This is a genomic window from Halomonas sp. KG2 (genome assembly GCA_030440445.1).
In the GTDB taxonomy this organism is placed as follows: domain Bacteria; phylum Pseudomonadota; class Gammaproteobacteria; order Pseudomonadales; family Halomonadaceae; genus Vreelandella.
Genome location: CP098528.1, coordinates 4,378,015 through 4,400,282 on the forward strand (window position 1 = coordinate 4,378,015; position 22,268 = coordinate 4,400,282).

The following is a 22,268-nucleotide window of genomic DNA, read 5'->3' on the forward strand; positions in this document are numbered from 1 at the left end:
AAAGGTTGCCGTTCCAATCATAGGACCTTAGTGCGCTATTTTTTAGAACACTCCAACAGTTTGGACTAGAGGGCAATAATAAATTAAAGCGACAATGGCCTAACCTTGAAGGGGTTGAGAGAGGAGTATGGCACCGTACACCTACCAACCCTATGTTATACTAAAGTATAAAATTTACCCACCAGAGCCTTTATGCCTATTTCATTGCCTTTGCGGCGTCTATGGACCCTAGATAAGTTTGCCTACAGCCTGCGCGTGTTTATCGCGTTCAGCGGGGCACTGCTGTTTAGCGGTTTTGCAGGTGACATCGCGCTGGTGATTCCGCTGTTTTTGGGCATTATTGCGAGTGCGCTTTCTGAAACCGATGACAGTTGGCAGGGGCGCTTACAGGCGCTGGTGGTGACACTTGCTTGCTTTGCATCGGCCTCGTTTGTCGTTCAGTGGCTTTTCCCCTGGCCGTGGTTGTTTGCAGTTGGGCTGGCAGTTTCTACCTTCACGTTAATTATGCTGGGTGCCATTGGCCAGCGGTACGCGACCATTGCGTCAGGCACGTTAATCCTATCGATCTACTCAATGATCAACATTGAACAGCACGGTGGCGTGGATGAAGACGTGGCTTCCCGGCAATTGCTGCTGCTTGCAGGAGCCGCGTGGTACGGGGTTATCTCAATCCTATGGTGCGCCCTTTTTTCGCGCCAGCCAGTTAAACAAAGCATGGCGCGGGTATATAAAGCGCTAGGTGAGTTTTTAATCTTGAAGTCTGCGTTGTTTGAGCCTGTCCGCGAGGTCGATTTAGAGGCGCGGCGCGTGGCGCTAGCTAGGCAAAATGGCAAAGTCGTCGATGCCCTCAACCAAGCAAAAGAGATGATTTTCCGCCGCTTAGAGGGGCAGCGAGGCAGCCGCAAGTTGAACCGCTACTTACAGATTTACTTTATCGCCCAGGATATACACGAGCGGGCAAGCTCTACCCACTACCCCTATAGCGCGCTCACCGAAGCGTTTTTTCACCATGACGTGCTCTTTCGTTGCCAGCGACTCTTAGACCAGCAAGGCCGTGCCTGCCGCCAGCTAGCCAAATCGTTGTTGCTTAACCGTCCCTTTGGCCATGAGCAGAGTGAGCAAGCGCTGGCCGATCTACGCGCTTCTATCGACAACCTAAGCGAGCACGGTAAGCCGGAATGGCGTCCGCTCATGCATCCGCTCAATGCACTTGCCGATAACCTGTCTATCCTGGAAGCTCAGATTGCCAGTGCTCACAACCCAGACACCGACGATGATCGTCGTGATAGCTCGCTTTACGACCGCTCCCCCTCTAGCGTGCTAGAAGCGTGGAAACGCGTTCAGCTAAATTTGACGCTGGGTTCACCCACGTTTCGCCATGCGGTGCGCTTATCCACCGCGCTGCTAGTGGGTTATGGGCTGCTCCAGTGGCTTGACCCTGAACAGGGGTTTTGGATTTTACTCACCACGTTGTTCGTCTGTCGCCCTAACTTTGCCACCACGCGTCGCTTTCTGTCACAGCGCATCCTCGGCACAGTGCTTGGCCTCATTGCCGGTTGGGCATCCATTAGTTTGTTCCCCCAAGCCAGCATACAAAGCATGATTGCGGTGGCTGCGGGCGTGTGTTTTTTTGCCAACCGCGAGCGTCACTACGTTATCGCCACCGCCTCAATCACACTGCTGGTACTGTGCAGCTTTAACCAGGTCGGCGACGGTTTTAATCTGATCTTACCTAGGCTATTGGATACCTTGGTGGGTTCGTTGATTGCTGGGCTAGCGGTATTTTTTATTCTGCCGGACTGGCAAGGGCGTCGGCTGTATCGGGAGGCCGCAAAAGTCCTCACCAACCACCGCCGTTATTTAGATGAGATTGTTCACCAGTATGAAGAGGGAAAGCAGGACGATTTGGCTTACCGGTTAGCCCGCCGCAATGCTCACAACGCCGATGCAGCACTGTCAACGCTGCTCACCAATATGCTCCACGAGCCGGGGCACTATCGCAAACAGGACGCCGACAGCGGCCTACGCTTTCTAGTGCTGTCTAACACGCTACTAAGCCACTTATCTGCTCTTGGCGCTCACCGCCACCAGTTGGCTGAAGATGAGGACGACGCCGCTTTGGTGCCCCTTGCCAAGCGCATCAGCGAGCTGCTGGAACAACTGGCAGAACAGCTCAACAAGCGCCAACCCATCACGCCCTTAACTGATCAAGTCAACGACCTACTCGCGCAGCTAGAGCAGAATGCCTCAGATTCCTTCGATAAGAAGGGCTCAGAGGGAGACGAACAAGCCATTGCCCTTTACCGTCCCATCCAAAGCCAGCTACGCCTAATTGCCGCGCAGCTAGGGCCACTTGGTGAAGCCGCCAACCGCTTAACGGAGACCCCGGTAGAGAGTCACCAAGCAGCGAACACCGCCGCTTAAGCGTTGTATCACTCCCTACACCTGCCCGTAGCGTCCGGCGGCTTCGCCTAGCCAACGCCGCACTAATACGGCGGTAACTTCGGCATTGCCTTGCAGCCCCTGGGCAAGGGCGGTGACGCGCTCTAGCTGGTCGGCATCACGCTCAAGATCAGCAATTTTCATCTGGGCAAGGCCGGTTTGGCGAGTGCCGAGCACTTCGCCGGGGCCACGAATTTCCAAGTCCTTTTCGGCAATACGGAAACCGTCGGTGGTTTCGCGCATTACCCCCAGGCGTTCCCGAGAGCTTTTCGAAAGCGGCGGGTGGTAAAGCAACACACAGAAGCTTTCCGTGCTGCCGCGCCCTACTCGACCGCGCAGTTGGTGCAGTTGAGAAAGCCCCAGGCGTTCCGGGTTTTCGATAATCATCAGGCTGGCATTGGGGACATCTACGCCCACTTCAATAACGGTAGTGGCCACCAGCAGGTCGAGCTCGCCCGTTTTGAAGGCCTCCATCACCGCGACTTTTTCGCTGGCCTTCATGCGCCCATGAATCAGACCAATAGCGAGTTCTGGCAGCGCCTGGGTTAGTTCATCGCGGGTGACTTCGGCGGCCTGACACTGCAGCACCTCAGACTCTTCAATCAGCGTACACACCCAATAGGCCTGGCGCCCATCACTGCAGGCGTTGCGAATGCGTTCGACCACTTCAGGCCGCCGCTCATCAGACACCACCACGGTTTTAACCGGCGTACGCCCTGGCGGCAACTCATCAATTACCGATACATCCAAATCAGCGTAAGCACTCATGGCCAGCGTACGAGGAATTGGTGTCGCGGTCATGATCAGTTGATGCGGCGTTAGCCCACCTGCTTCGCCTTTCTCGCGCAGTGCCAAGCGTTGATGAACACCAAAGCGGTGCTGCTCATCAATAATTGCTAACCCCAAACACTGAAAGTGTACGTCGCTCTGAAACAGCGCATGGGTGCCCACCACCATACGGGCACGGCCATCAGCAATAGCGGCTTTGGCATCTAACCGTGCTTTACCTTTGAGCTTGCCTGCCAACCAAGCCACTTCGATACCCAACGGTTCAAACCAGGCTTTAAACGCCCGATAGTGCTGTTCAGCAAGAATTTCCGTGGGGGCCATCATCGCCGCCTGGCAATTGCCCGCCAGCGCCGAGAGTGCTGCCATCGCCGCAACGACCGTCTTTCCTGAGCCGACGTCGCCCTGCACGAGCCGTAGCATCGGGGCGGGCCGCGCAAGGTCTAGGGTAATCTCTTCCAGCACGCGGCGCTGCGCACCGGTAAGGGCAAACGGCAATTGGGCTAAAAAGCGGGTTTGCAGGCTGCGGCCCGAGGGCAGCGATGGCGCACCATCCGCCTGAATACGTAACCGCACTTCACGCAGGCTGAGTTGGTGGGCCAGTAGCTCTTCCAGCGCTAACCTACGTGTGGCGGGATGATGGCCGTGGGCAAGCTGCTCAATGTCCACATCCGGTGGCGGTTGATGTAGCAGTTGCAGGCTAGCGTGCAACCCAGGCAGGCTGAATCGCTGGCGCAGGGCATCTGGAATGACGTCCGGTAACAGCTCAGGGGAGCGCTGCAGTAGCGCCAGCGCTTGCTGGGTAAGTGCGCGAAAACGCGTCTGATGCAACCCTTCAGTGGTCGGGTAAATCGGCGTGAAATACTCCTCAACCGGTGTATCGTTACCGCCGCTTAGCCGATACTCAGGATGGTAAATTTCCAGCCCTGTTGCCCCCGCGCGCGCCTCTCCAAATGCACGCACCGTAACACCGGGGCGCATCTGTTGCTGCTGGGCAGGCGAAAAATGAAAAAAACGTAGGCTTAAAATACCGCTGCCATCACGCACTCTGACTAACAAACTACGCCGACGCCCCTTAACAACATCGCACGCGGTGACTTCGCCTTCTATCACCGCCTCACTCCCTGCGCGCAGCAGGCCAATGGGCGTTAGCCGTGTACGGTCCTGGTAGCGCAGCGGCAGGTGAAATAACAGGTCGCTTACGCAGTCTATGCCCAATCGCGCCAACTTTAGCGCAAGCGCCTCACCAACCCCTTTCAGCGACGAAACCGGTGCAGAAAGGTCACTCATGAGGACGGACTAGCAGTGTGTACAGGTTGCTGACAGTGGCTAATCGCCTTGGCTAATGCATCAATTGCTTTGGGGCGAGGAAAGCTTGCCCGCCACGCAATGGCAACGGTGCGCGAAGGCGCAGGCTCAACAAATGGCCGGCTCACTAACATGGCATTTTCATACTGATCAGTGCCCAGCGCCGACTGTGGCAGTACCGTAATGCCTAATTTAGATGCCACCATATGGCGAATGGTTTCCAATGATCCCCCCTCTGCAATCAACGTATTATTTGGGCTGTTAAGCTTCTGGGTAATTGCCGGACAGGCTTCTAAAATTTGATCACGGAAGCAGTGCCCTTCCCCCAGCAACAACAAGCGCTCTTCTAACAAATCTTCTTTGTGAATCGCATCACGACTTACCCAGCGATGGCTGGCAGGCATCAATACCTCAAAATGCTCATCGTAAATCGGCTTGGTAACCACGTCGGTCTCGGTGAAAGGCAACGCCACAATAATCACATCCAGCTCGCCACTGCGTAACTTTGCCCGCAGAGAGCCGGTCATGCCTTCTTCGATATACAACGGCATTTGCGGTGCGGCGCTAGCCAGTGCTGGCACTAGATGGGGAAATAAGTAGGGGCCAATCGTATAAATTGCGCCAATGCGCAGCGGGTTAGCCAACTGGTCTTTGCCAGCATTCGCCATTTCGTAGATAAGCCGGCTCTGTTCCAGCACGCGCTGGGCTTGAGCAACGATCTTCTCACCCAACGGGGTGACCTGCACGGTTGATTTGGAACGTTCAAACAACGGTGTATCAAGCTCGTCCTCAAGCTTTTTTACCGCCACTGAGAGCGTTGGCTGCGAAACATGGCAGCGTTCGGCGGCACGACCAAAGTGACGTTCTTGGGCAAGGGTTACGATGTAGCGTAGTTCTGTTAAAGTCATAGTGGTGCCAGTGGCATCCTCTCGTTGCAGCTCGTTACAGGTCATCGTTATAGCGAGATGGAAAAGGACAAACAAACCCTATTGAAGATGGCACATCTCATAGGGACTTTGTATCTGATAGGGAATATTAATCAAGAGGAGTGACCAAGGTGAAGCTAACGGTACTGATTATTGGCTGCGGCGATATCGGCATAACGCTTGGACGCGAGCTGCTCAGCGAAGGCCATCATGTTATCGGCGTGCGCCGTCAGGTCGAGGCATTAAAAGATACGGGCATTGAGCCATTGGCGCTTGATCTTAACAATCTCGAAGGTGCTGACGCTCTACCTCATGCTGACTACGTTATTTATACCGTCAGCGCTGACCGTTTCGAAGAAAGTGCCTACCAAAGCGCCTATCCGGATGGCCTCAATCGTGTGCTTGGCGTGCTGGAACAACATAAAACGCCACCGAAACGCGTCTTTTTTGTGTCGTCGACCAGTGTCTATGGCCAGCAGGAAGGCGAAGTCGTAAATGAAGACAGCCCAACCGGGTCGACCAGTTTTTCTGGCAAACTGATGTGCGATGCTGAACAAGCGCTGATTAACCATCCGATTCCCGGCACGGTCGTGCGCTTTTCGGGGATTTACGGCCCTGGGCGTGATCGTTTGATTCATCAGGTCGCAGAAGGCCGCATCGCGGCAGTTACGCCGGTCAGCTACTCCAACCGTATTCACCGTGATGACTGCACCGGTATTCTGGCGCACTTAATTCGTTGTCAGGAAAAAGGCGCGCCACTCGCCGACCTTTACCTAGGTAGCGACTGCGAGCCTGTCACCCTGCATAACGTGATGGCGTGGTTAGCCAAACAGCTCAAGGTTGAATCTACCGAGACCATGCAGTCACCACTGCGCCGCCGCACCAGCAAACGCTGCGATAATAGCCGTATCCGTGAAACGGGTTATGAATTCCGCTATCCGACCTACAAAGAAGGCTACGCACAGGTGCTAAAAGAGGGCGGCTTCTTAACACCACAAAAAGCCTAATCGTTGTGATGCTCCTTTGCACGATCTTCAAAAAAAGAGCGAGCACTTGATAATAGAGTGCTCGCCCGTTTTTAGTGAAGATAGTTGCTGAATACAGTTGCTTAAGGCATTAGGCTCAGAGACTTAGTCACCAATGACCATCACAGCTTCTGCTTCTACTTGGCTGCCTTTGGGTAACGCTTTGACGCCGACCGCTGCACGGGCAGGGAAAGGCGATGAGAAGAACTCTTCCATCACCTTGTTCACGATCGCAAAGTTATCCAAATCAACCAGGTATAAGTTGAGTTTGACGATATCGCCAAGCGTACCGGCAGCCTCTTCACACACCGCCTGCAGATTGGTAAATACTTGGCGCGCTTGTGCTTCAAAGTCGTCAGAGATAATTTCCATTGTCTCTGGGTTCAGCGGGATCTGGCCCGAAAGATACACTGTGTTGCCAGCCTTAATCGCTTGAGAGTAAGGGCCGATTGCAGCGGGGGCTTTTTCAGTATTAATAACTGCTTTGTTGCTCATGAGATAGCACTCTCCTGTCGTGTTTAATATATTTTTAGAGGTAAGTGATAGATAGGATGATAGCGTTAAACAGTAATTGTAATGGTCCGCCATAGCAGTTGCTGCCAGCCCATCGCCAGCAGCCTACTAACGGGTGATTAATTGGTCATTCTAGTTATTTTGCCGACATTAGGAAGGTTGCGAATACGCTTAATAATGCGCGCAAGATGCACTCGGCCTTTTACCGATAAGGTTAAGTTAACGATTGAAAGCCGCGCATCGCGCTCTTCAATGCCGATACGCTCGATATTAGCGTCGGCATCGGTCACCACGCCCGCCAGCTCGGCCACCAGCCCACGACGGCTCTCAATTTCAATGCGCAGCGCGACCGGGAAGTCTTCATCTATACTGTCCGACCACTCGAGGGCAAACAGCTTCTCTGGGTCGTTTTTGCGATCACCTAGGTTTTTGCACTCACTGCGATGCACCACCAGCCCCTTGCCAACGGATAAGTGGCCGACAACGGGGTCGCCCGGCAACGGATGACAGCAGCGGGCAAAATTAATCACCATACCTTCGCTACCGCTGATAACGACGGCTTTTTCACTATCCCCACTGAGAACGTAGTCAGAGTTGCCGCCATTAGAGACATCAACCAAGCGCCGTGCCACCACATGGGCCATGCGATTGCCCAAGCCAAGTGACTCTAACAAAGCATCTAGCGAAACGACGTCCAGCTCTTTCAATGCTTTAGCAAAAACACTTTCATTAAGTTCTTCCAGACTGGTTTCAAACGGCGCCAGCGCCTTATTCAACAGCCGTCGCCCTAAGATAACCGCTTCTGCCTGCTGCTGGTGCTTCAATGCATGACGTATCGCGGAACGCGCTTTTGCTGTCGTGACGAAGTTGAGCCATGCCAAGTTAGGCCGTGCACCAGGAGCAGTAATAATTTCCAGCGTTTGGCCACTTTCAAGACGCGTCGAGAGCGGGGCTAAATGGCGATCAATACGACAAGCAATGCAGTTATTGCCAATATCGGTGTGTACGCTGTAAGCAAAGTCGATCACCGTTGCGCCCTGAGGCAGCTCCATGATGTCGCCTTTGGGAGTAAAGACGTAGATATCGTCTGGGAAAAGATCGTTTTTGACGTGCTCAATAAACTCTAGCGAATCCCCTGCATGGCGCTGCATTTCCAGCAGCCCTTTTACCCAAGCACGGGCGCGGGCATGGCTGCCTTCGGCAATGGGGTGGGTTGTTTGCCCTGCTTTATAGAGCCAGTGGGCAGCGATGCCATTATTAGCCATCGCCTCCATCTCACGGGTGCGGATCTGCACTTCAATGGGCATCCCGCCCTGACCAAACAGCGTGGTGTGAAGACTTTGGTAGCCGTTGGCTTTTGGGATAGCGATATAATCTTTAAATCGCCCTGGTACGGGCTTATAGAGATTATGCACCACGCCTAAGATGCGATAGCAGCTAGCGACATCTTCGGTAATAATGCGAAATCCGAAGACATCCATAATTTCCGCGAACGGCTTACGCTGGTCGCGCATCTTTTTATAAATCGACAGCAGATGTTTCTGCCTGCCAATCACAGTACCTTTAAGCCCTTCATCGTCTAGGCTCTGCTGTAGCGATGACTGAATTTCTCGCATCGCACTCCGGCGGTTCCCCCGCGCGCTGGCCACCGCGCGCTTGATGCGTTCTGAACGCATTGGGTGAATAGCCTGGAAAGAGAGGTCTTCAAGTTCAACACGAATCGTATTGATACCTAAACGTCCCGCGATTCGGGCATAAATTTCCAGCGTTTCTCGGGCAATACGGCGCTTTTTATCTGGGCGCAATGCTCCCAGCGTGCGCATGTTATGCAGACGGTCAGCCAATTTTACGATGATGACGCGGATATCCCGCGACATCGCTAACACCATCTTCTGGAAATTTTCCGCCTGGGCGACGGCTTTGTCTTCAAAGGTGATCTGGGTCAGCTTGGAAACACCATCCACCAATTCGGCGACAGGCTTACCAAACTGCGCAGACAGCGCCTTCTTCGAAACACCCGTATCTTCAATGACATCGTGCAGCATGGCCGCCATCAAGCTTTGATGGTCCATGTGCATATTAGCCAATATATTAGCGACCGCTAACGGGTGGGTCACATAAGGCTCACCTGAGCGACGGCGCTGGCCGTCGTGGGCTTGCTCGGCATAATAGAAAGCGCGTTTGACCTGCTGTATTTCGTCTGGAGGTAAATAGCCGCCAAGTCGATCGGCCAGGTCATCAATGGTGAACATTTACCGCGCCCCTAGTCGCTTCTAAGTCCAGTCTCTAGTAAACCTTAGTCGTCGATATGTGTCGTAGGCGTCATTGCTGGGCGCGTACGGACCGGGGCTTCAACCGGTTCATCTAGCACGGTGTGGTTTACCAGACCTGCGGCAATTTCACGCAGTGCCATAACGGTAGGCTTATCGTTCTCCCAGGGCAGTTGCGCTTCACGGGAGCCACGGGCAAGCTGGCGCGCGCGCTGGGTAGAAATCATCACCAGCTTGAAGCGGTTCTCAACATTTTCCAGACAATCTTCAACGGTTACGCGAGCCATGGGGGCCTTCCTGTAATGACAACGCTGGGCCAGCGTTGTGGTGAAACGCCGCGGGCCCAGCAAAAAAAGTGGTAATGGAATCTGCTAGATTACTCGACGCTAGGCGCTTGTGACAAGAGCGCATCGAGTAGTGGTGCATGACGCACCTGCATCGCCTCACGTGTTAAGCGGCGACTGATCACCAGCGACTGCAACTCTTGCAGTGCTGTGGTGAAATCATCGTTGATGACTAAGTAGTCATATTCATCAAAATGGGACATTTCGCTAACGGCATCACGCATACGCCGAGCAATCACTGCGTGCTCATCGGTTCCGCGGCTAGAAAGACGCCGCTCTAGTTCGCTACGCGAGGGTGGCAAGATAAAAATCGACACTGCCGAAGGCATTTGTTCACGTACCTGCTGAGCGCCCTGCCAGTCGATCTCTAAAATAACGTCTTGCCCCGCGTCCAGAACAGTTTGCGCCGCACAGCGAGACGTACCGTAGTAATTATCAAAGACCTTGGCATACTCAAAGAACTCACCGCGCTCAATCATCGCTTCAAAGTCGGCTACGTGAGTAAAGTGGTAGTTCACACCATCCACTTCTCCCTCGCGCTTAGCTCGCGTGGTATGTGATACCGAGACCTGAATACCATCCAGGCTCTCGATCAGCTCGCGGACCAAGCTGGTTTTACCAGCACCCGACGGGGCAGAAATAATAAAAAGCGTACCCTGGGACATGAAGCGCTTCCCTAATTAGCAAAAAATAGTTAGCAAAAGATAGATAGCGAAATGATAGTCAGCGAAAGATCGTTGATGAAGATAAACAAGACAACGGCTATGCGTTGTAGTGTGTATATAGTAGCGCGCAGTATCGCACACCTATGCTATGGACTGTAGCGTTTCGGCGCAGTCACAAGGAGGTCGTTATGCGCAGTACGATCGTTATTTTATGCTTAATTGCCCTGGGCGTAGCGTTCCAAAAAGGCTTGATTGAGATTCCCCGCCATTGGGCCCCCTGGGCGCCACTCTATATCGATGACCCAATAACACCCATCACCCAGCTAAAGCTCAAACGTCTAAACGATGACCGGGGTGCCTGTTTAGCCGCACTGGACACCGTGCCAGAAAGCGAGCTTAGTTACACACCTTTAGCCGATTATTCCCCAACCGCTAGCTGCCCACTGACGAATATCGTGCGTATGCAGTCTAGCAGTGTTCGTTTTAACCAACGCTTTGTCGCTAGCTGCCCAATGGCGCTTGCCTGGGTAATGTACGAGCGCCATGCCCTTCAACCTGCCGCCCTGGAAATCATGGGTAGCCGTGTGGCCCAAGTCAATCACGTTGGCAGCTTTGCCTGTCGTAACGTCTATGGCCGCGAAACAGGCAGGCGCAGTGAACACGCCACCGCTGAAGCACTGGATGTGGTGGGGTTTCAGTTTGAAAACGGCCAGCTCATTACGCTAATCAATCACTGGGATGACGAAGGCGAAACCGGGGAATTTCTAAGAGCAGCGAGAGATGGCGCCTGCGACACCTTTGGTAACGTGTTGGGTCCAGACTACAACGCCGCACATGCTGATCATTTTCACCTCGGCATGCGCGGCTTTCGGCTATGTCGTTAGTAAACACTCATTGATAACGTTCAGCCGTAGCGAAAGTGCGTTTCTCAAGCCAGCGCCCCCAAGCAAAAATCACTAGCCCGCAAAGGGCTAAACCGGTACCGACTAACCCTGTGCTCGACCAACTAAAACCTGCGCTAATCACCAGTCCTGCTAGCCACGCTCCTAATGCATTAGCCCCATTAAAAGCGGCATGGTTTAGCGAAGCCGCCATCGTTTGAGCATCTTCTGCCACATCCATTAAACGGGTCTGCAGCGCAGGTGCTAGCGCCATGCTAGAGCCGACTAATCCCACAAATAACAGCCCCGTCCAAACATTATTGGCAGCAAAATAGAACAATCCTTGAATTACAGCGCACCACACCAAGGTAGCGGGAATCGCGCGCATCAGGTTCTTGTCCGCTGCACGACCGCCAATTAAATTCCCAGCGATAGAGCCAAGACCAAAGATGACCAACACTAGCGGCCCCAGCGCTTCACTCATACCCGCTTGCTGCGTAAGCGTAGGCATCACATAACTAAAAATAGCAAACATACCGCCACAACCAATACAGGCAATGGCCACCGTCACCAACACACGCTGCTTTATCAATGCCGACAGTTCACGTAGCGGACTTGCCAAGGCATCGAACGGCTGTACAGGCACCCACAGACGAATCAATAGCGCGGTCAACAGGGCAATAATGCCTACGGCTGCAAAGGCGATTTGCCAACCAAACAGATTACCTGTCCAGGTGCCTAACGGCGCGCCAATCAGAATCGCCAACGTCAAGCCCATCATTACCCGAGAAATAGCGCGTGCGCGCTGATCAATCGGCACTGCGCCAGCCGCTACCAAAGCGGCTACGCCAAAGTAAGCACCGTGGGGTAACCCGGCAATAAAGCGCAGCCCAACAAATGACCAAAATCCCGGCGCCATGGCACTGGCGATATTACCGACGGCAAAGACCAACATCAGCACAATGAGCAACGCACGCTTAGGTACCCGCGCTGCAAAGGCAGATATCAGCGGCGCGCCCACAACTACGCCCAGGGCATAACTACTGATGGCATAGCCCACCTGAGGCACCGTAACGGCGAGATCTTCCGCAACACGGTTCATTAACCCCATAATGACGAATTCGCTGGTGCCAATACCAAACCCGCCTAACGCCAACACGACTTCTGCCAGCCGCGGGTTACGTGCCAATCCCGATGACGACGCCTGCATACTTTTCTCCCCCAGGCGCATTCAACACCTGCTTAACAAAACGGTCTTGTATAGCTGCAAATGATCGCAGGATTAGACAAAAGTAGAAATACGCAACACCAAAAAAGTTAGCGAGCGAACGAGGCAGTTCCGACGGATTACAACGCTAATATCCTAATTTTGTTAGTGTGTTTTTAAACTTATAAGCAGGTGAAATGTTCATGACACTAGAGACTATCGAGTACGCCATGGAGGCACTGGCTAAAGCAGACTCCGATATTGCCCGTGCTTATCCACTGGTGGGAGCACCTGCGCCGCGCCAACGCGATCAAGGCTTCGCAACGTTTTTTAATACGATTGTTAGCCAGCAGATTTCGACGGAAGCAGCGCGCGCTATTATGGGGCGTGTCACTTCATTGCTACCTGAATTGCACGCGCAAGCAGTTATCGACGTTGAAGACCAAGCGCTGCGTGATGCAGGGCTTTCCTGGCGCAAAGTAGCCTATGCCAAAGGGTTGGCGGAGGCAGAGCTTGCAGGCACATTCAGCGCCGATGGGCTGGCCATGCTGAGCGATGACGAGGCGATTGCCGCCATCACTCAACTACGTGGTTTTGGACGCTGGAGCGCCGAAATTTACCTGATGTTTTCGCTCCAACGCGCGGATATATTTCCCGCCGACGACCTTGCCTTACGTATAGCGCTTGGCCGTCTAAAAAAACTGGAAGACAAACCCACGCCTAAACAGGCTCGCCAGTTAGTCGAACACTGGGCCCCCTGGCGTAGCGTGGGTTCGCTATTTTTATGGCACTACTATCGTGGAGAACCGCTTTAGGGAACGATCTTACCCGTTAGATCATCGTCATGATCAGAAGGCGATGGCGGCGCTATGAGTGCCTCAGGCTGAGCAATAAAGCGATACGCTAGTGCCCCTAACGCTGCGCCGATCATAGGCGCTATCCAGAACAGCCACAGCTGAGCCGTCGCCCAATCTCCTACATATAGAGCAACGCCCGTACTACGCGCTGGATTCACCGAGGTATTGGTCACCGGAATGCTGATCAGGTGAATTAGCGTTAAGCCCAAGCCAATCGCCAACGGCGCAAACCCTGCAGGTGCACGACCATCGGTTGCCCCCATAATGATGAAGATAAACATCATGGTCATTACGACTTCCGTTAGTAACGCCGCCGTCATGCTATAACCGCCGGGTGAATGCTCTCCATAGCCATTAGATGCAAACCCAGCCGACACATCAAACCCAGCTTGGCCACTCGCAATGAGATACAGCACGCCACCGGCAACAACGGCACCCAGTACTTGCGCACCAATATAGTAAGGCAGCTCTTTAGCAGGAAAGCGCCCTCCCACCCAAAGTCCTACCGATACCGCAGGATTTAAATGGCACCCCGAAATATGCCCAATCGCATACGCCATCGTAACAACCGTTAAACCAAAGGCCAGCGACACCCCTAATAGGCCAATGCCGACTTCTGGAAAAGCCGCTGCTAACACCGCGCTGCCACAACCGCCCAATACTAGCCAGAACGTACCAATTAACTCCGCTACGTACTTTTTCATATCCCTACTCCTCTAATGACCAAGCATCATTGGGAATACTGCGCCAGCGAGTTAAGCACCCATAAAGACGCTTATTGATGTGTACGCAGTAATGCGTGCACTCAGTGCACGCCATTTTTTTAATTAACTTAAAGAGAGAAACTAGTTCTTAAACACTAGGCATATTGTTAATTTATTTTACAACAAATTAGTGTAAAAACAACTTAACCAAGCACCTAAAGAAAAGACAAGCTTTTATATAACAGCCTTTGAAAATGGGCAACAAAATATCACCAGCGACTTTAAAATAAACAAAAAGAAACAATTAGCGTATTAGTCATTATGCGCTAAAAAATCATGAATCAATTAGATTGATAATAAGTGTTTCTTTAATACCATCTTTTTAGATTCCAAAAAAACGTTAAAAACACCAAAAGCACCCGTTATAGATGAAAAGTAACGGGTGCTAAAAGAGTGCGTTATCTACCTCTATGGATGAAACATTCAAAGCTGACTAAGCCCTAGCCTAGATAGTGAAACGGCAGATCCTGTTTCGGACGCAGGGCGAAGAGCCTAAGGCTTAGGTACCAAGTAGCTCTACCGCCAGTTCAGAGGCCTGTTGCCGAGTCTGCACCACCTTCATGGGAAACTGATACAGTTTTCTTGAGACAGTTTTGAGACGCTCTTCAAGAAGCGCTCTTAGCGCCTCATCCTGGGTAACGTAAACATATCCTTGGCAGAAGTGATTCAGGCGGTCGCGATGTTTTTTGATCCAGAGGATTGCTGTCTTTTCGTCCTCGTGAGGTTCGTCATCATGATCATGGCTAGGTGGCGTCCACACCGCTACGAAAGGCACTTCCTGGGATAACAGGCAGTCCAGTCCAGCCAGAAGTCGGGAGACGCGGTTTTCCTCGTTCAGCTCTGGGAAACGGATAAAAGCCGTCGGCCAATCACCAATATCAAATAAGTCTCGATCCGGCACCGATTGCTGGAATGGCACGTATTTCTGAGTCATGTTGGACATAGTTATTCCTCTGAGTAAAGATGTCGTAAAACGCTGATGACTAGCAGCAGGGCCAGCGCACCGATGGCGTAGAACAGTCCCCAGCCAATCAGAGATATCAGGCTGGCAGCCCCTACAGTGACCAGCGTGCTGGCAAAGCGGCTAATGCCGTAATAGGCGGCGTAGTCGGTCGCTGGCTGTGCCCCTTCTGACCAGCCCAGAATTTTGGCCGCAACGGTGACGTAGATGCCGCTGACACCAGCACCAATGGCGATAGCACCAGCCATAGCAAGGGTCGGTACTAGCTGAAGAAAGCCATATCCCATGGCAACCAGCGACAACAATGAGACGGCTGCGAACAGAGACATGGTGCGAGTCAGTCCAGCGAGTTTCATCAATGGGATAGATACCGCAGAGGTCGCCATCATGGTCAGCGGCCCCAGGGTGCCGACGATCCAGCCCACTTGTTGAATACTGACCCCAAGGTCGATGAGCATCAGTCGATTTAGACCGGCGAGCGGAAAGATGATGCAACAGGTTAGCGTCAGCAACAGTACGCGACGGCGTGAATCAGCCACAGACAGCAGCTTCAACAGGCTGGCCCGACCATGAGAGGAGTCTGGCTGGCTGGAGACGGCATCAAAACGGCCCAACGGTAGGGCGAATAACAGCAGCAACCCCATGACCATCGACAGCAATAGGAAAGCATTCTGCCAGCCTAGCTGATCAAAGAAGCCCACAAAGCCTCCTCCGCCTAGCATGGCGCCCAGGGACAGAGCAGCCAGCTTGGTAGCAGAGGCGACCGGGCGCCATGCAGGGAGAATGGTCTTAACCGCCATGGCATCCAGCGCCAAGTCCATTGTGGCAATGGCCAGCGACACTAACAGGCCCAGACCAAACAATTGCCACCACGGAATACCTTCAGACAGGGCGATAAGTATCAAAAGGAGGATCGCGGCACTCTGCATAGCCACAATCCAGCCCAGCCGGCGAGAAATCAGCGGCAAGCCAACCCTGTCGATCATAGGAGCCCACAAGAAGGTCAACCCGAAAGGCAGGTAAAGCAAGTACAGCCAACCGGTGGAGGCAATACTCAGCCCCTGATCCCGCATAATGGCTGGCATGCCCCCATTCACCACCCCCATGATCAAACCAAAGCCTACATACAGAGCATTGATCCCAAGCAGTACCCAAGGTTGGTGTGCTGCTGCGACTGGCTCTCCCAGCGCTTCGTATCGGTCGAGGCCGCTTGTTTGGTCTGTTTTCATAGGGCTACCACTGGTACTTCAAGGTGGCGTAGACCGAACGTCCGTTGCCATAATTACAAAAGTTGTTGCCCAAACAGGTCACGTAAGTCTTATCGGTCAGGTTGGAGACGTTGAGCTGTGCGTTCACGCCATCCAAGCGCGGATCTAAAACACTCAGGTCATAACGTATTAGTGCGTCTAATAGCGTGTAATCGGGGACACTCAGTCTTTGGGCGCCGGCGGTAAAAGCGTTGGGGCTGTAACCACCAGTTGACTCACCCACGTAGCGGGCACCAGCACCAACGGTCAGGCCGCTGAAGAGCGGTTGGCTGAAACGGTGGTCAATCCACAAGGATGCGGTGTAGTCAGGGATGGCAACCGGAGCATCGCCTCTATCAACGCCAACGCTTTCGCTGATGTCTGCATTGGTGTAAGTCACTGCCCCGATGAGGTTGGTCTGCGTGTCCAGTTCGAGTTTAGCTTCTAGCTCTACCCCCCTGGAGGTGACTTCCCCAGTTTGATAGCGCATGAGCGGATTAACCGTCGTCACCACATCCTGCTGGGTAATATCGAAATAGGCCAGGGTGAACAGGCCGTCCAGCCCAGTGGGCTGATACTTAAGCCCCACCTCGTACTGTTCTGCTGTGGTCGGCTCAAGGGCATTGCCCTGATAGTCTGTTCCGCTCGCCGGCAGGAAAGACGTCGAATAACTGCCATAGACCACTAGGCCGTTATCAAAGCTATACAGTAGGCCCAGCTTGCTACTGAATTCACTGTCATTTTGGGACTGGCTAGTATTGGCCAAGTTGTTGTCGGTTCTGGTGTGGACACGCTCATAGCGGCCGCCCAACAGTAATGTCCACTGATCAAAACGAATCTGATCCTGAAGGTAGATACCATTTTGATCGATGCTTTGCTGCTGATCGACAAAGGGGGCAAGTACCAGTGAGTTGGCGATAGAGTACTGGGGATCTAGATAATCAATGGAGGGAGCCATACCAAACTGTCGTTTTTGCGTAGAGTCAAGGGATTGGTGATCCCAACCAATCAATGCCGTGTGCTCCAACGCGCCCGTTAGGAAATTGGTTTGAACCTGCAGATCGGACGCCAAGCCGGTTGCAGACTCATCCGTCGCAAGGGCGTAGCGGTTGATGGTATGGCCGTCGGCAGCCAGGGATTGTGTAGCGACGTCCTGGGTAATCGAATCGACATTCAGATAGCGCAAATTGTGGCGGATGGCCCAATCGTCACTAAACCGGTGTTCAAACTCGTAACCCAGAGAGTACTGTTCCCGGTCGAATTCAGCGAAAGCTGGATCACCATCATTAAAATCGCTGGGAATCTGTCCCGCGGGACTGTCCCAAAGCGAACCCACCGTTGGCAGAATGCCGTAATAACCACCTTCAGGATCTTTCTGATAGCTGGCTAGAACCGTCAGGTCAGTGTTATCACTTATGCGCCAAGTTAGTGAGGGAGCCACGTAGTAACGCTCTTCCTCCGTGTTAACGACCTGGGTGTCGGCGACCTTGCCAAGAGCAACGAAGCGATACAGCAAGGTTTTATCCTGATTGACTGCATCGGATACGTCGAGCGCTGCCTGGGAGTGGTCATTACTGCCCACCTGGAATTCAACTTCTCCCCTGGGTTCCTCGGTCGGGCGCTTGGACACGGTATTCACTAGCCCTCCAGGCATAGCGGTTCCGTAAAGAGTTGATGAGGGGCCCTTTAGTAGCTCGATACGTTCGCTGCCATAGGCTTCCACTTGTGGAATTGCATACCCCGGCCCTCGCGGAAGACGCAGGCCATCCTGAAACAGGATCGGGTCACTGGGGGAGCCGAAGCCACGGATATAGGGGATGTCATATCGGGTTGCAGACCCACGTATTTCAGCAGCGATACCCGAGGAGTAGCGCAGCGACTGCGCAAGACTCAAGGCACCTTGGGATTCAGCCTGTTCACGAGTGACGACCGACACTGACTGTGGCGTCTCCAAAATTGAAGTATCGGTCTTGGTCGCGGTTGCACTGCGTTGTGCAACATAGCCCTCTACAGGCCCTCGGGCGGATTCCGCTACGCGCTCAGCATAAATATTAATTGGTGCCAGAGTGGTCGTGGCTTCATTGGCAACAAGCAGCCTGAATTGTCCTGGCGCCGTCTGCTCGGCAGTCAGTCCTGTTCCAGCAAGAATTGCCTCCAACCCTTCTCGAACATTATAGGTACCTACCAAGCCCCGGCTGGTCCGACCCGCCGTCAAAGAACCATCAATGGCCAGCAGTATGCCGGCGGTGGAAGCAAACTGGTTCAGCACTTGATCAAGACTGCCTCCTGGGGTGCTGTACTCTGTGAGCAGTTCCGCACGGGAACCACTACCAACCTGTTGTGCGGATGCAGGCGCGATGATAACGCTGCCTAGGCAAGCCAGCAGGACGGCCTGAGCTAATGCTCTGCGCCGCAATGTGTCGTATCGGGAGGGCATGTTTCATCCTCATGGGTGACAGAAATATTAAGCCTCTGTAGTAATCCCGAACGAGAATGAAAAAGTGCTAAGGGTTATGAAAAAAAAGTTTATGAAAATCAGCTTATGGAAATTATTTTATGGAAAAAAGTAGGCGATCTCGCTAGGAGGCAGAGATCGTTACCCAGTAACGGGTCAACGTATGAATGCGAATAGGCAATGCCTGTTCTAGTGCTTGCAGAACTTGGTCAGTGTCACGCAACGGATACACGCCGGAAACGACGAGGCTGGCGACAGCCGGATCACAACGTAGTACGCCGACGCGATAGCGCCCCAGCTCGGCGAGAAAATCATCTAACCTCTGCTGTTCAGCAATCAATAAGCCGCGTGTCCAAGCTGATTTGGCCATATCAGCGGGCGTGGGTAGGGTGACCTGGTGTTGGTCAAAACGAGCCTGTTGACCGGCATTAATCCGCATGCCCGAACTCGACCGGGAGGTGAGCTCAATAGCACCTTCCAGCACCTGAACCAGGACGCTACCGGCAGCATCGTCATACTGACGAACCGAGAATCGGGTGCCGATAGGACGAACCTGACCGCTTCGGGTTGAGACCATGAAGGGGCGTGCAACCGTTGCCCGATCCGGTGCCGTTGCGATCATAACTTCACCTTGACGCAGGTGCAGTGTTCGCTGGCTATCCGTAAAGGTGACGTCAACGGCGCTGTCTGTGTTAAGCGTGATAGCGGTTCCATCCGGCAACGTGACGCTGCGTGTCTCGCCGCGCCGGGTCGTGTAATCGGCGGTTGCGGCCTGCCAATGAGAGGTTCTCTGGATACCATAGCCACTGCCGCCAATACCAACCAAGACGACGAAACCAAGCAGAAGCTGGCGACGTCGAGTATCCGGGCCGCTTGCTCGTAAGGCCCTACCTGCGATGTCACTCGGTATATGACTGAAGGGATCGTGTATCTGCTGGAGCTGCTGCCAAGCCTGCTGATGACTGGGGCTGGCATTCAGCCAAGAGGTGAACGCTTGCCGTTCCTGAGGCGTGACTTCGCCAGACCAGAGAATTATTTGCCACTCCATGGCGGCCTGTAACTCGCTGCTGTGGCATTTTTCCATGTTCTCACAGGAGTCGTTTCCATGAGAGGTAGTGTCGCCTGGGTGACTCATTGGACGCTTCTACTCCTGGGTAGCGGCCACACAGGCCTGCACCGCAAGAAGCATGTAATTGCGGACGGTGGCAACAGAAATACCCAGCTGAACGGCAATCGCCGAGTACGTGAGGCCATCAAAGCGCGACAACAAGAACGTTTCTCGAACCAGGGGCTTTAATCCGCTGAGCATCGCATCAATTCTCACTAACGCCTCAATGGCCAGCCAACTTTCTTCTGGGGAGGGCGTAAATGCCTCAGGACACTGGGCAAGCGCATCCAGATAAGCCTGCTCGATACGCTGTTTCCTATACCGATCAATCACGAGTCCTTTGGCAATCTGTATCAGGTGGGAACGAGCTTGATCGGCGGTTGGCGTTCGGCGGGATTTCAGTATTCGCAAATAGGTATCATGGGCCAGATCCGCTGCGTGGTGCGAACAGCCAAGACGATGACGCAACCAATTATGCAACCAAGCATGGTGGTCGCAGTACAATTGGTGGATATCGTTGGACTCGGCGGTATCAGTGCCGGACACAGGGTATTCCTTGAGCAGCAGGCTTTATGGAGTATAAATAATAATCACTCGCATTGTAGTCCGTTGGTGAAAGTAAAAGCAATTCTGGCGTGAATCCAAGACCAGAACCGCCAAAGCGGCAACGCAGAAGCCCGCTTTATCAAAATTCCGTCACCACCGTCACACCTGCCCCTTCGAACTTATCCATGTTCATCAGCGCATCAATCGATTGTTCAAGAGTAATACGCTTGCCGATAAGCTTTTCAGGCGTCAGCTTTCCAGACTGGATCATCGCCAGCATGGCGTCATAACGGTGCGCCTGCATGCCATGGCTGCCCAGTATTTCAAGCTCGTGGGCAATAACCTTACTCATGGGAATAGCAGGTGTGCTGTTCTCAGCCAACATCAACCCAACCTGAATATGCTTGCCGCGTTTGCGCAGATTGCTGATGGAGTTAAAACAGGTCGTCGGGTGGCCTAATGCATCCAGAGAGACATGAGCACCTCCCTGGGTTATTTCTGCCACTGCCTCAACCACATCGGCAATCTTGGCAGCATTCACAGTGGCAACGGCACCCAATTGACGAGCCAGGTGAAGCGCGTCTTCCGAAATATCGATGGCCACCACATTGGCGCCGACGGCGTTGGCAATCATCACAGCGGATAGACCAACCCCGCCGCAACCGTGGACGGCCACCCACTGCCCTGCCGCTGTTTTGCCCTGATCAACCACTGCCCGAAAAGAGGTAACGAACCGACATCCCAAGCTCGCCGCCGTTGCAAAATCCAATGTCTCTGGCAGCGCGACCAAATTGACGTCTGCATAGTGAATACTCACATACTCAGCAAAGGAGCCCCAGTGCGTGAAGCCGGGCTGGAACTGGCTATCGCACACCTGGTGGTTGCCTGAGTGGCACTCAGGGCAAGTGCCGCATCCACCAACGAAGGGAACCGTGACGCGGTCGCCAATGCGCCATGTTTTTACGTCTTTACCCACGGCCTCGACAACACCGGAAAGCTCATGCCCCGGCACATGGGGAAGTTGAATATCGGTGTCATGCCCTACCCAGCCATGCCAGTCACTGCGGCAAACGCCTGTCGCCATCACTTTCACCACAACCCCATGCGGCTCGGGGGTGGGGTCAGGCAGTTGCTGGATCTGTGGTGGGGCGGAAAATTGCTCAAAAACAACGGCTTTCATAAATGGCTCCTGCGCGGTATTGATTGTTTTTAATATAACTAACCGCGCCTGAAATTACTTTTCTGATAAATGGACACACAGACTGATTTTGAAGCACTCTTTCCATTAATCACCTCACCATGAAAGAGTGTTTCAAATGAGTCAACTGGATAAAGTAGATGCTCAAATAGTCGATAGCCTTCAAGCCGATGGTCGGCTATCCAACGCCAGGCTGGCCGAGCGGCTGGGAATGAGCGAAGCCACCTGCTGGCGACGCCATAAACGCCTGGAAGAATTAGGTGTGATCGAAGGCTATCAAGCCACACTGAACCGCCGACAGCTAGGCGGCAACGTGCTGGCGTTTGTGCAGATCACCTGCACCCAGCACAGCGAGGCGGCCACTGCGGAGTTTGAACGCATTATCCAGGCCAGCTCCCGGGTGCTCAGCTGCCACAACACCACCGGTGAGGCGGACTTTCTCTTGCAGGTGATCGCCCGCGACCTTGATGATTACAGCCGCTTCGTGGAAAAGGTGTTACGCCAGTTACCGGGGATATCAAGCATCCGCTCCCATATCTCCCTGCGAGAAATGAAGGCGACAAGTCACTTGCCGGTTGGAGAGTTGCTAGGCCTGTAAGCGAATTAGTCGGGTAGGTTGTGAAAATAGGAAATAGGCTACCAGCAGGCTTTACGCACTTGAATAACTTCTGCAGCAGGCCGTGGTACGATAAGTAATAAACAGAAAAACAGATACAGTAGTATCCAAAATAGGTCTAAAAAAGCTAAAATGGATACAGTAATATC

19 protein-coding genes are annotated in these 22,268 nt (G+C 53.3%); 5 read left to right on the top strand and 14 right to left on the bottom strand.

What is annotated here, in order from left to right:
- Positions 1–192 precede the first annotated feature (192 nt).
- On the top strand, positions 193–2,424 hold the full coding sequence (gene yccS / locus NDQ72_20005; GenBank protein WKD28294.1) for a YccS family putative transporter: 2,232 nt from the start codon (positions 193–195) through the stop codon (positions 2,422–2,424).
- A 15-nt stretch (positions 2,425–2,439) separates the two neighbouring features.
- Here yccS and recG read toward each other — a convergent pair whose 3' ends face one another.
- Positions 2,440–4,518, bottom strand: coding sequence for an ATP-dependent DNA helicase RecG (gene recG / locus NDQ72_20010; GenBank protein ID WKD28295.1), 2,079 nt, complete (start codon positions 4,516–4,518; stop codon positions 2,440–2,442).
- The gene (locus NDQ72_20015; protein WKD28296.1) at positions 4,515–5,444 is read right to left on the bottom strand and encodes a hydrogen peroxide-inducible genes activator; all 930 of its coding nucleotides are present in this window, start codon (positions 5,442–5,444) and stop codon (positions 4,515–4,517) included. Before NDQ72_20015 ends, recG begins: the two co-directional genes overlap by 4 nt.
- A gap of 149 nt (positions 5,445–5,593) precedes the next feature.
- Between NDQ72_20015 and NDQ72_20020 the strand changes: the two genes are divergently transcribed.
- The gene (locus NDQ72_20020) at positions 5,594–6,469 is read left to right on the top strand and encodes an SDR family oxidoreductase (protein ID WKD28297.1); all 876 of its coding nucleotides are present in this window, start codon (positions 5,594–5,596) and stop codon (positions 6,467–6,469) included.
- 123 nt (positions 6,470–6,592) lie between these two features.
- Here NDQ72_20020 and NDQ72_20025 read toward each other — a convergent pair whose 3' ends face one another.
- The 4 genes from NDQ72_20025 to gmk all read right to left on the bottom strand — a co-directional run bounded on the left by NDQ72_20025 (position 6,593) and on the right by gmk (position 10,279).
- Complete coding sequence (locus NDQ72_20025) at positions 6,593–6,982, bottom strand: RidA family protein (protein ID WKD28298.1); 390 nt, start codon at positions 6,980–6,982, stop codon at positions 6,593–6,595.
- A 137-nt stretch (positions 6,983–7,119) separates the two neighbouring features.
- A complete protein-coding gene (locus NDQ72_20030; protein WKD28299.1) occupies positions 7,120–9,252 on the bottom strand; it encodes a RelA/SpoT family protein in 2,133 nt (710 codons plus the stop codon).
- A 44-nt stretch (positions 9,253–9,296) separates the two neighbouring features.
- Positions 9,297–9,557, bottom strand: a complete 261-nt coding sequence (gene rpoZ / locus NDQ72_20035) for a DNA-directed RNA polymerase subunit omega (protein ID WKD28300.1) — start codon at positions 9,555–9,557, stop codon at positions 9,297–9,299.
- Positions 9,558–9,646: 89 nt separating this feature from the next.
- Positions 9,647–10,279: a guanylate kinase gene (gene gmk, locus NDQ72_20040; protein WKD28301.1), complete on the bottom strand. Its 633-nt coding sequence runs from the start codon at positions 10,277–10,279 to the stop codon at positions 9,647–9,649.
- Between the two features lie 188 nt (positions 10,280–10,467).
- Between gmk and NDQ72_20045 the strand changes: the two genes are divergently transcribed.
- The gene (locus NDQ72_20045) at positions 10,468–11,163 is read left to right on the top strand and encodes an extensin family protein (protein WKD28302.1); all 696 of its coding nucleotides are present in this window, start codon (positions 10,468–10,470) and stop codon (positions 11,161–11,163) included.
- A 7-nt stretch (positions 11,164–11,170) separates the two neighbouring features.
- Here the strand turns inward: NDQ72_20045 and NDQ72_20050 are convergent, their stop codons facing one another.
- Positions 11,171–12,370: an MFS transporter gene (locus NDQ72_20050; GenBank protein WKD28303.1), complete on the bottom strand. Its 1,200-nt coding sequence runs from the start codon at positions 12,368–12,370 to the stop codon at positions 11,171–11,173.
- A gap of 200 nt (positions 12,371–12,570) precedes the next feature.
- Here NDQ72_20050 and NDQ72_20055 point away from each other — a divergent pair, with 200 nt between their 5' ends.
- A complete protein-coding gene (locus tag NDQ72_20055) occupies positions 12,571–13,182 on the top strand; it encodes a DNA-3-methyladenine glycosylase 2 family protein (GenBank protein WKD28304.1) in 612 nt (203 codons plus the stop codon).
- Here NDQ72_20055 and aqpZ read toward each other — a convergent pair.
- The 7 genes from aqpZ to NDQ72_20090 all read right to left on the bottom strand — a co-directional run bounded on the left by aqpZ (position 13,179) and on the right by NDQ72_20090 (position 21,485).
- Positions 13,179–13,928, bottom strand: a complete 750-nt coding sequence (gene aqpZ / locus NDQ72_20060; GenBank protein WKD28305.1) for an aquaporin Z — start codon at positions 13,926–13,928, stop codon at positions 13,179–13,181. The two genes, NDQ72_20055 and aqpZ, sit on opposite strands and share 4 nt — an antisense overlap.
- Before the next feature lie 559 nt (positions 13,929–14,487).
- Entirely contained in the window at positions 14,488–14,931 is a 444-nt protein-coding gene (locus NDQ72_20065) for a hypothetical protein (GenBank protein WKD28306.1), read from the bottom strand.
- A 2-nt stretch (positions 14,932–14,933) separates the two neighbouring features.
- Positions 14,934–16,178, bottom strand: a complete 1,245-nt coding sequence (locus NDQ72_20070; protein ID WKD28307.1) for an MFS transporter — start codon at positions 16,176–16,178, stop codon at positions 14,934–14,936.
- Positions 16,179–16,182: 4 nt separating this feature from the next.
- The gene (locus NDQ72_20075; protein ID WKD28308.1) at positions 16,183–18,633 is read right to left on the bottom strand and encodes a TonB-dependent siderophore receptor; all 2,451 of its coding nucleotides are present in this window, start codon (positions 18,631–18,633) and stop codon (positions 16,183–16,185) included.
- A gap of 142 nt (positions 18,634–18,775) precedes the next feature.
- Positions 18,776–19,786, bottom strand: a complete 1,011-nt coding sequence (locus tag NDQ72_20080; protein ID WKD28309.1) for a FecR domain-containing protein — start codon at positions 19,784–19,786, stop codon at positions 18,776–18,778.
- 9 nt (positions 19,787–19,795) lie between these two features.
- Positions 19,796–20,305, bottom strand: a complete 510-nt coding sequence (locus tag NDQ72_20085) for a sigma-70 family RNA polymerase sigma factor (GenBank protein ID WKD28310.1) — start codon at positions 20,303–20,305, stop codon at positions 19,796–19,798.
- 139 nt (positions 20,306–20,444) lie between these two features.
- Complete coding sequence (locus NDQ72_20090; GenBank protein ID WKD28311.1) at positions 20,445–21,485, bottom strand: zinc-dependent alcohol dehydrogenase family protein; 1,041 nt, start codon at positions 21,483–21,485, stop codon at positions 20,445–20,447.
- Positions 21,486–21,621: 136 nt separating this feature from the next.
- On the opposite strand from NDQ72_20090, the gene NDQ72_20095 reads away from it, so the two are divergent.
- The gene (locus NDQ72_20095) at positions 21,622–22,101 is read left to right on the top strand and encodes an Lrp/AsnC family transcriptional regulator (protein WKD28312.1); all 480 of its coding nucleotides are present in this window, start codon (positions 21,622–21,624) and stop codon (positions 22,099–22,101) included.
- Positions 22,102–22,268: the final 167 nt, after the last annotated feature.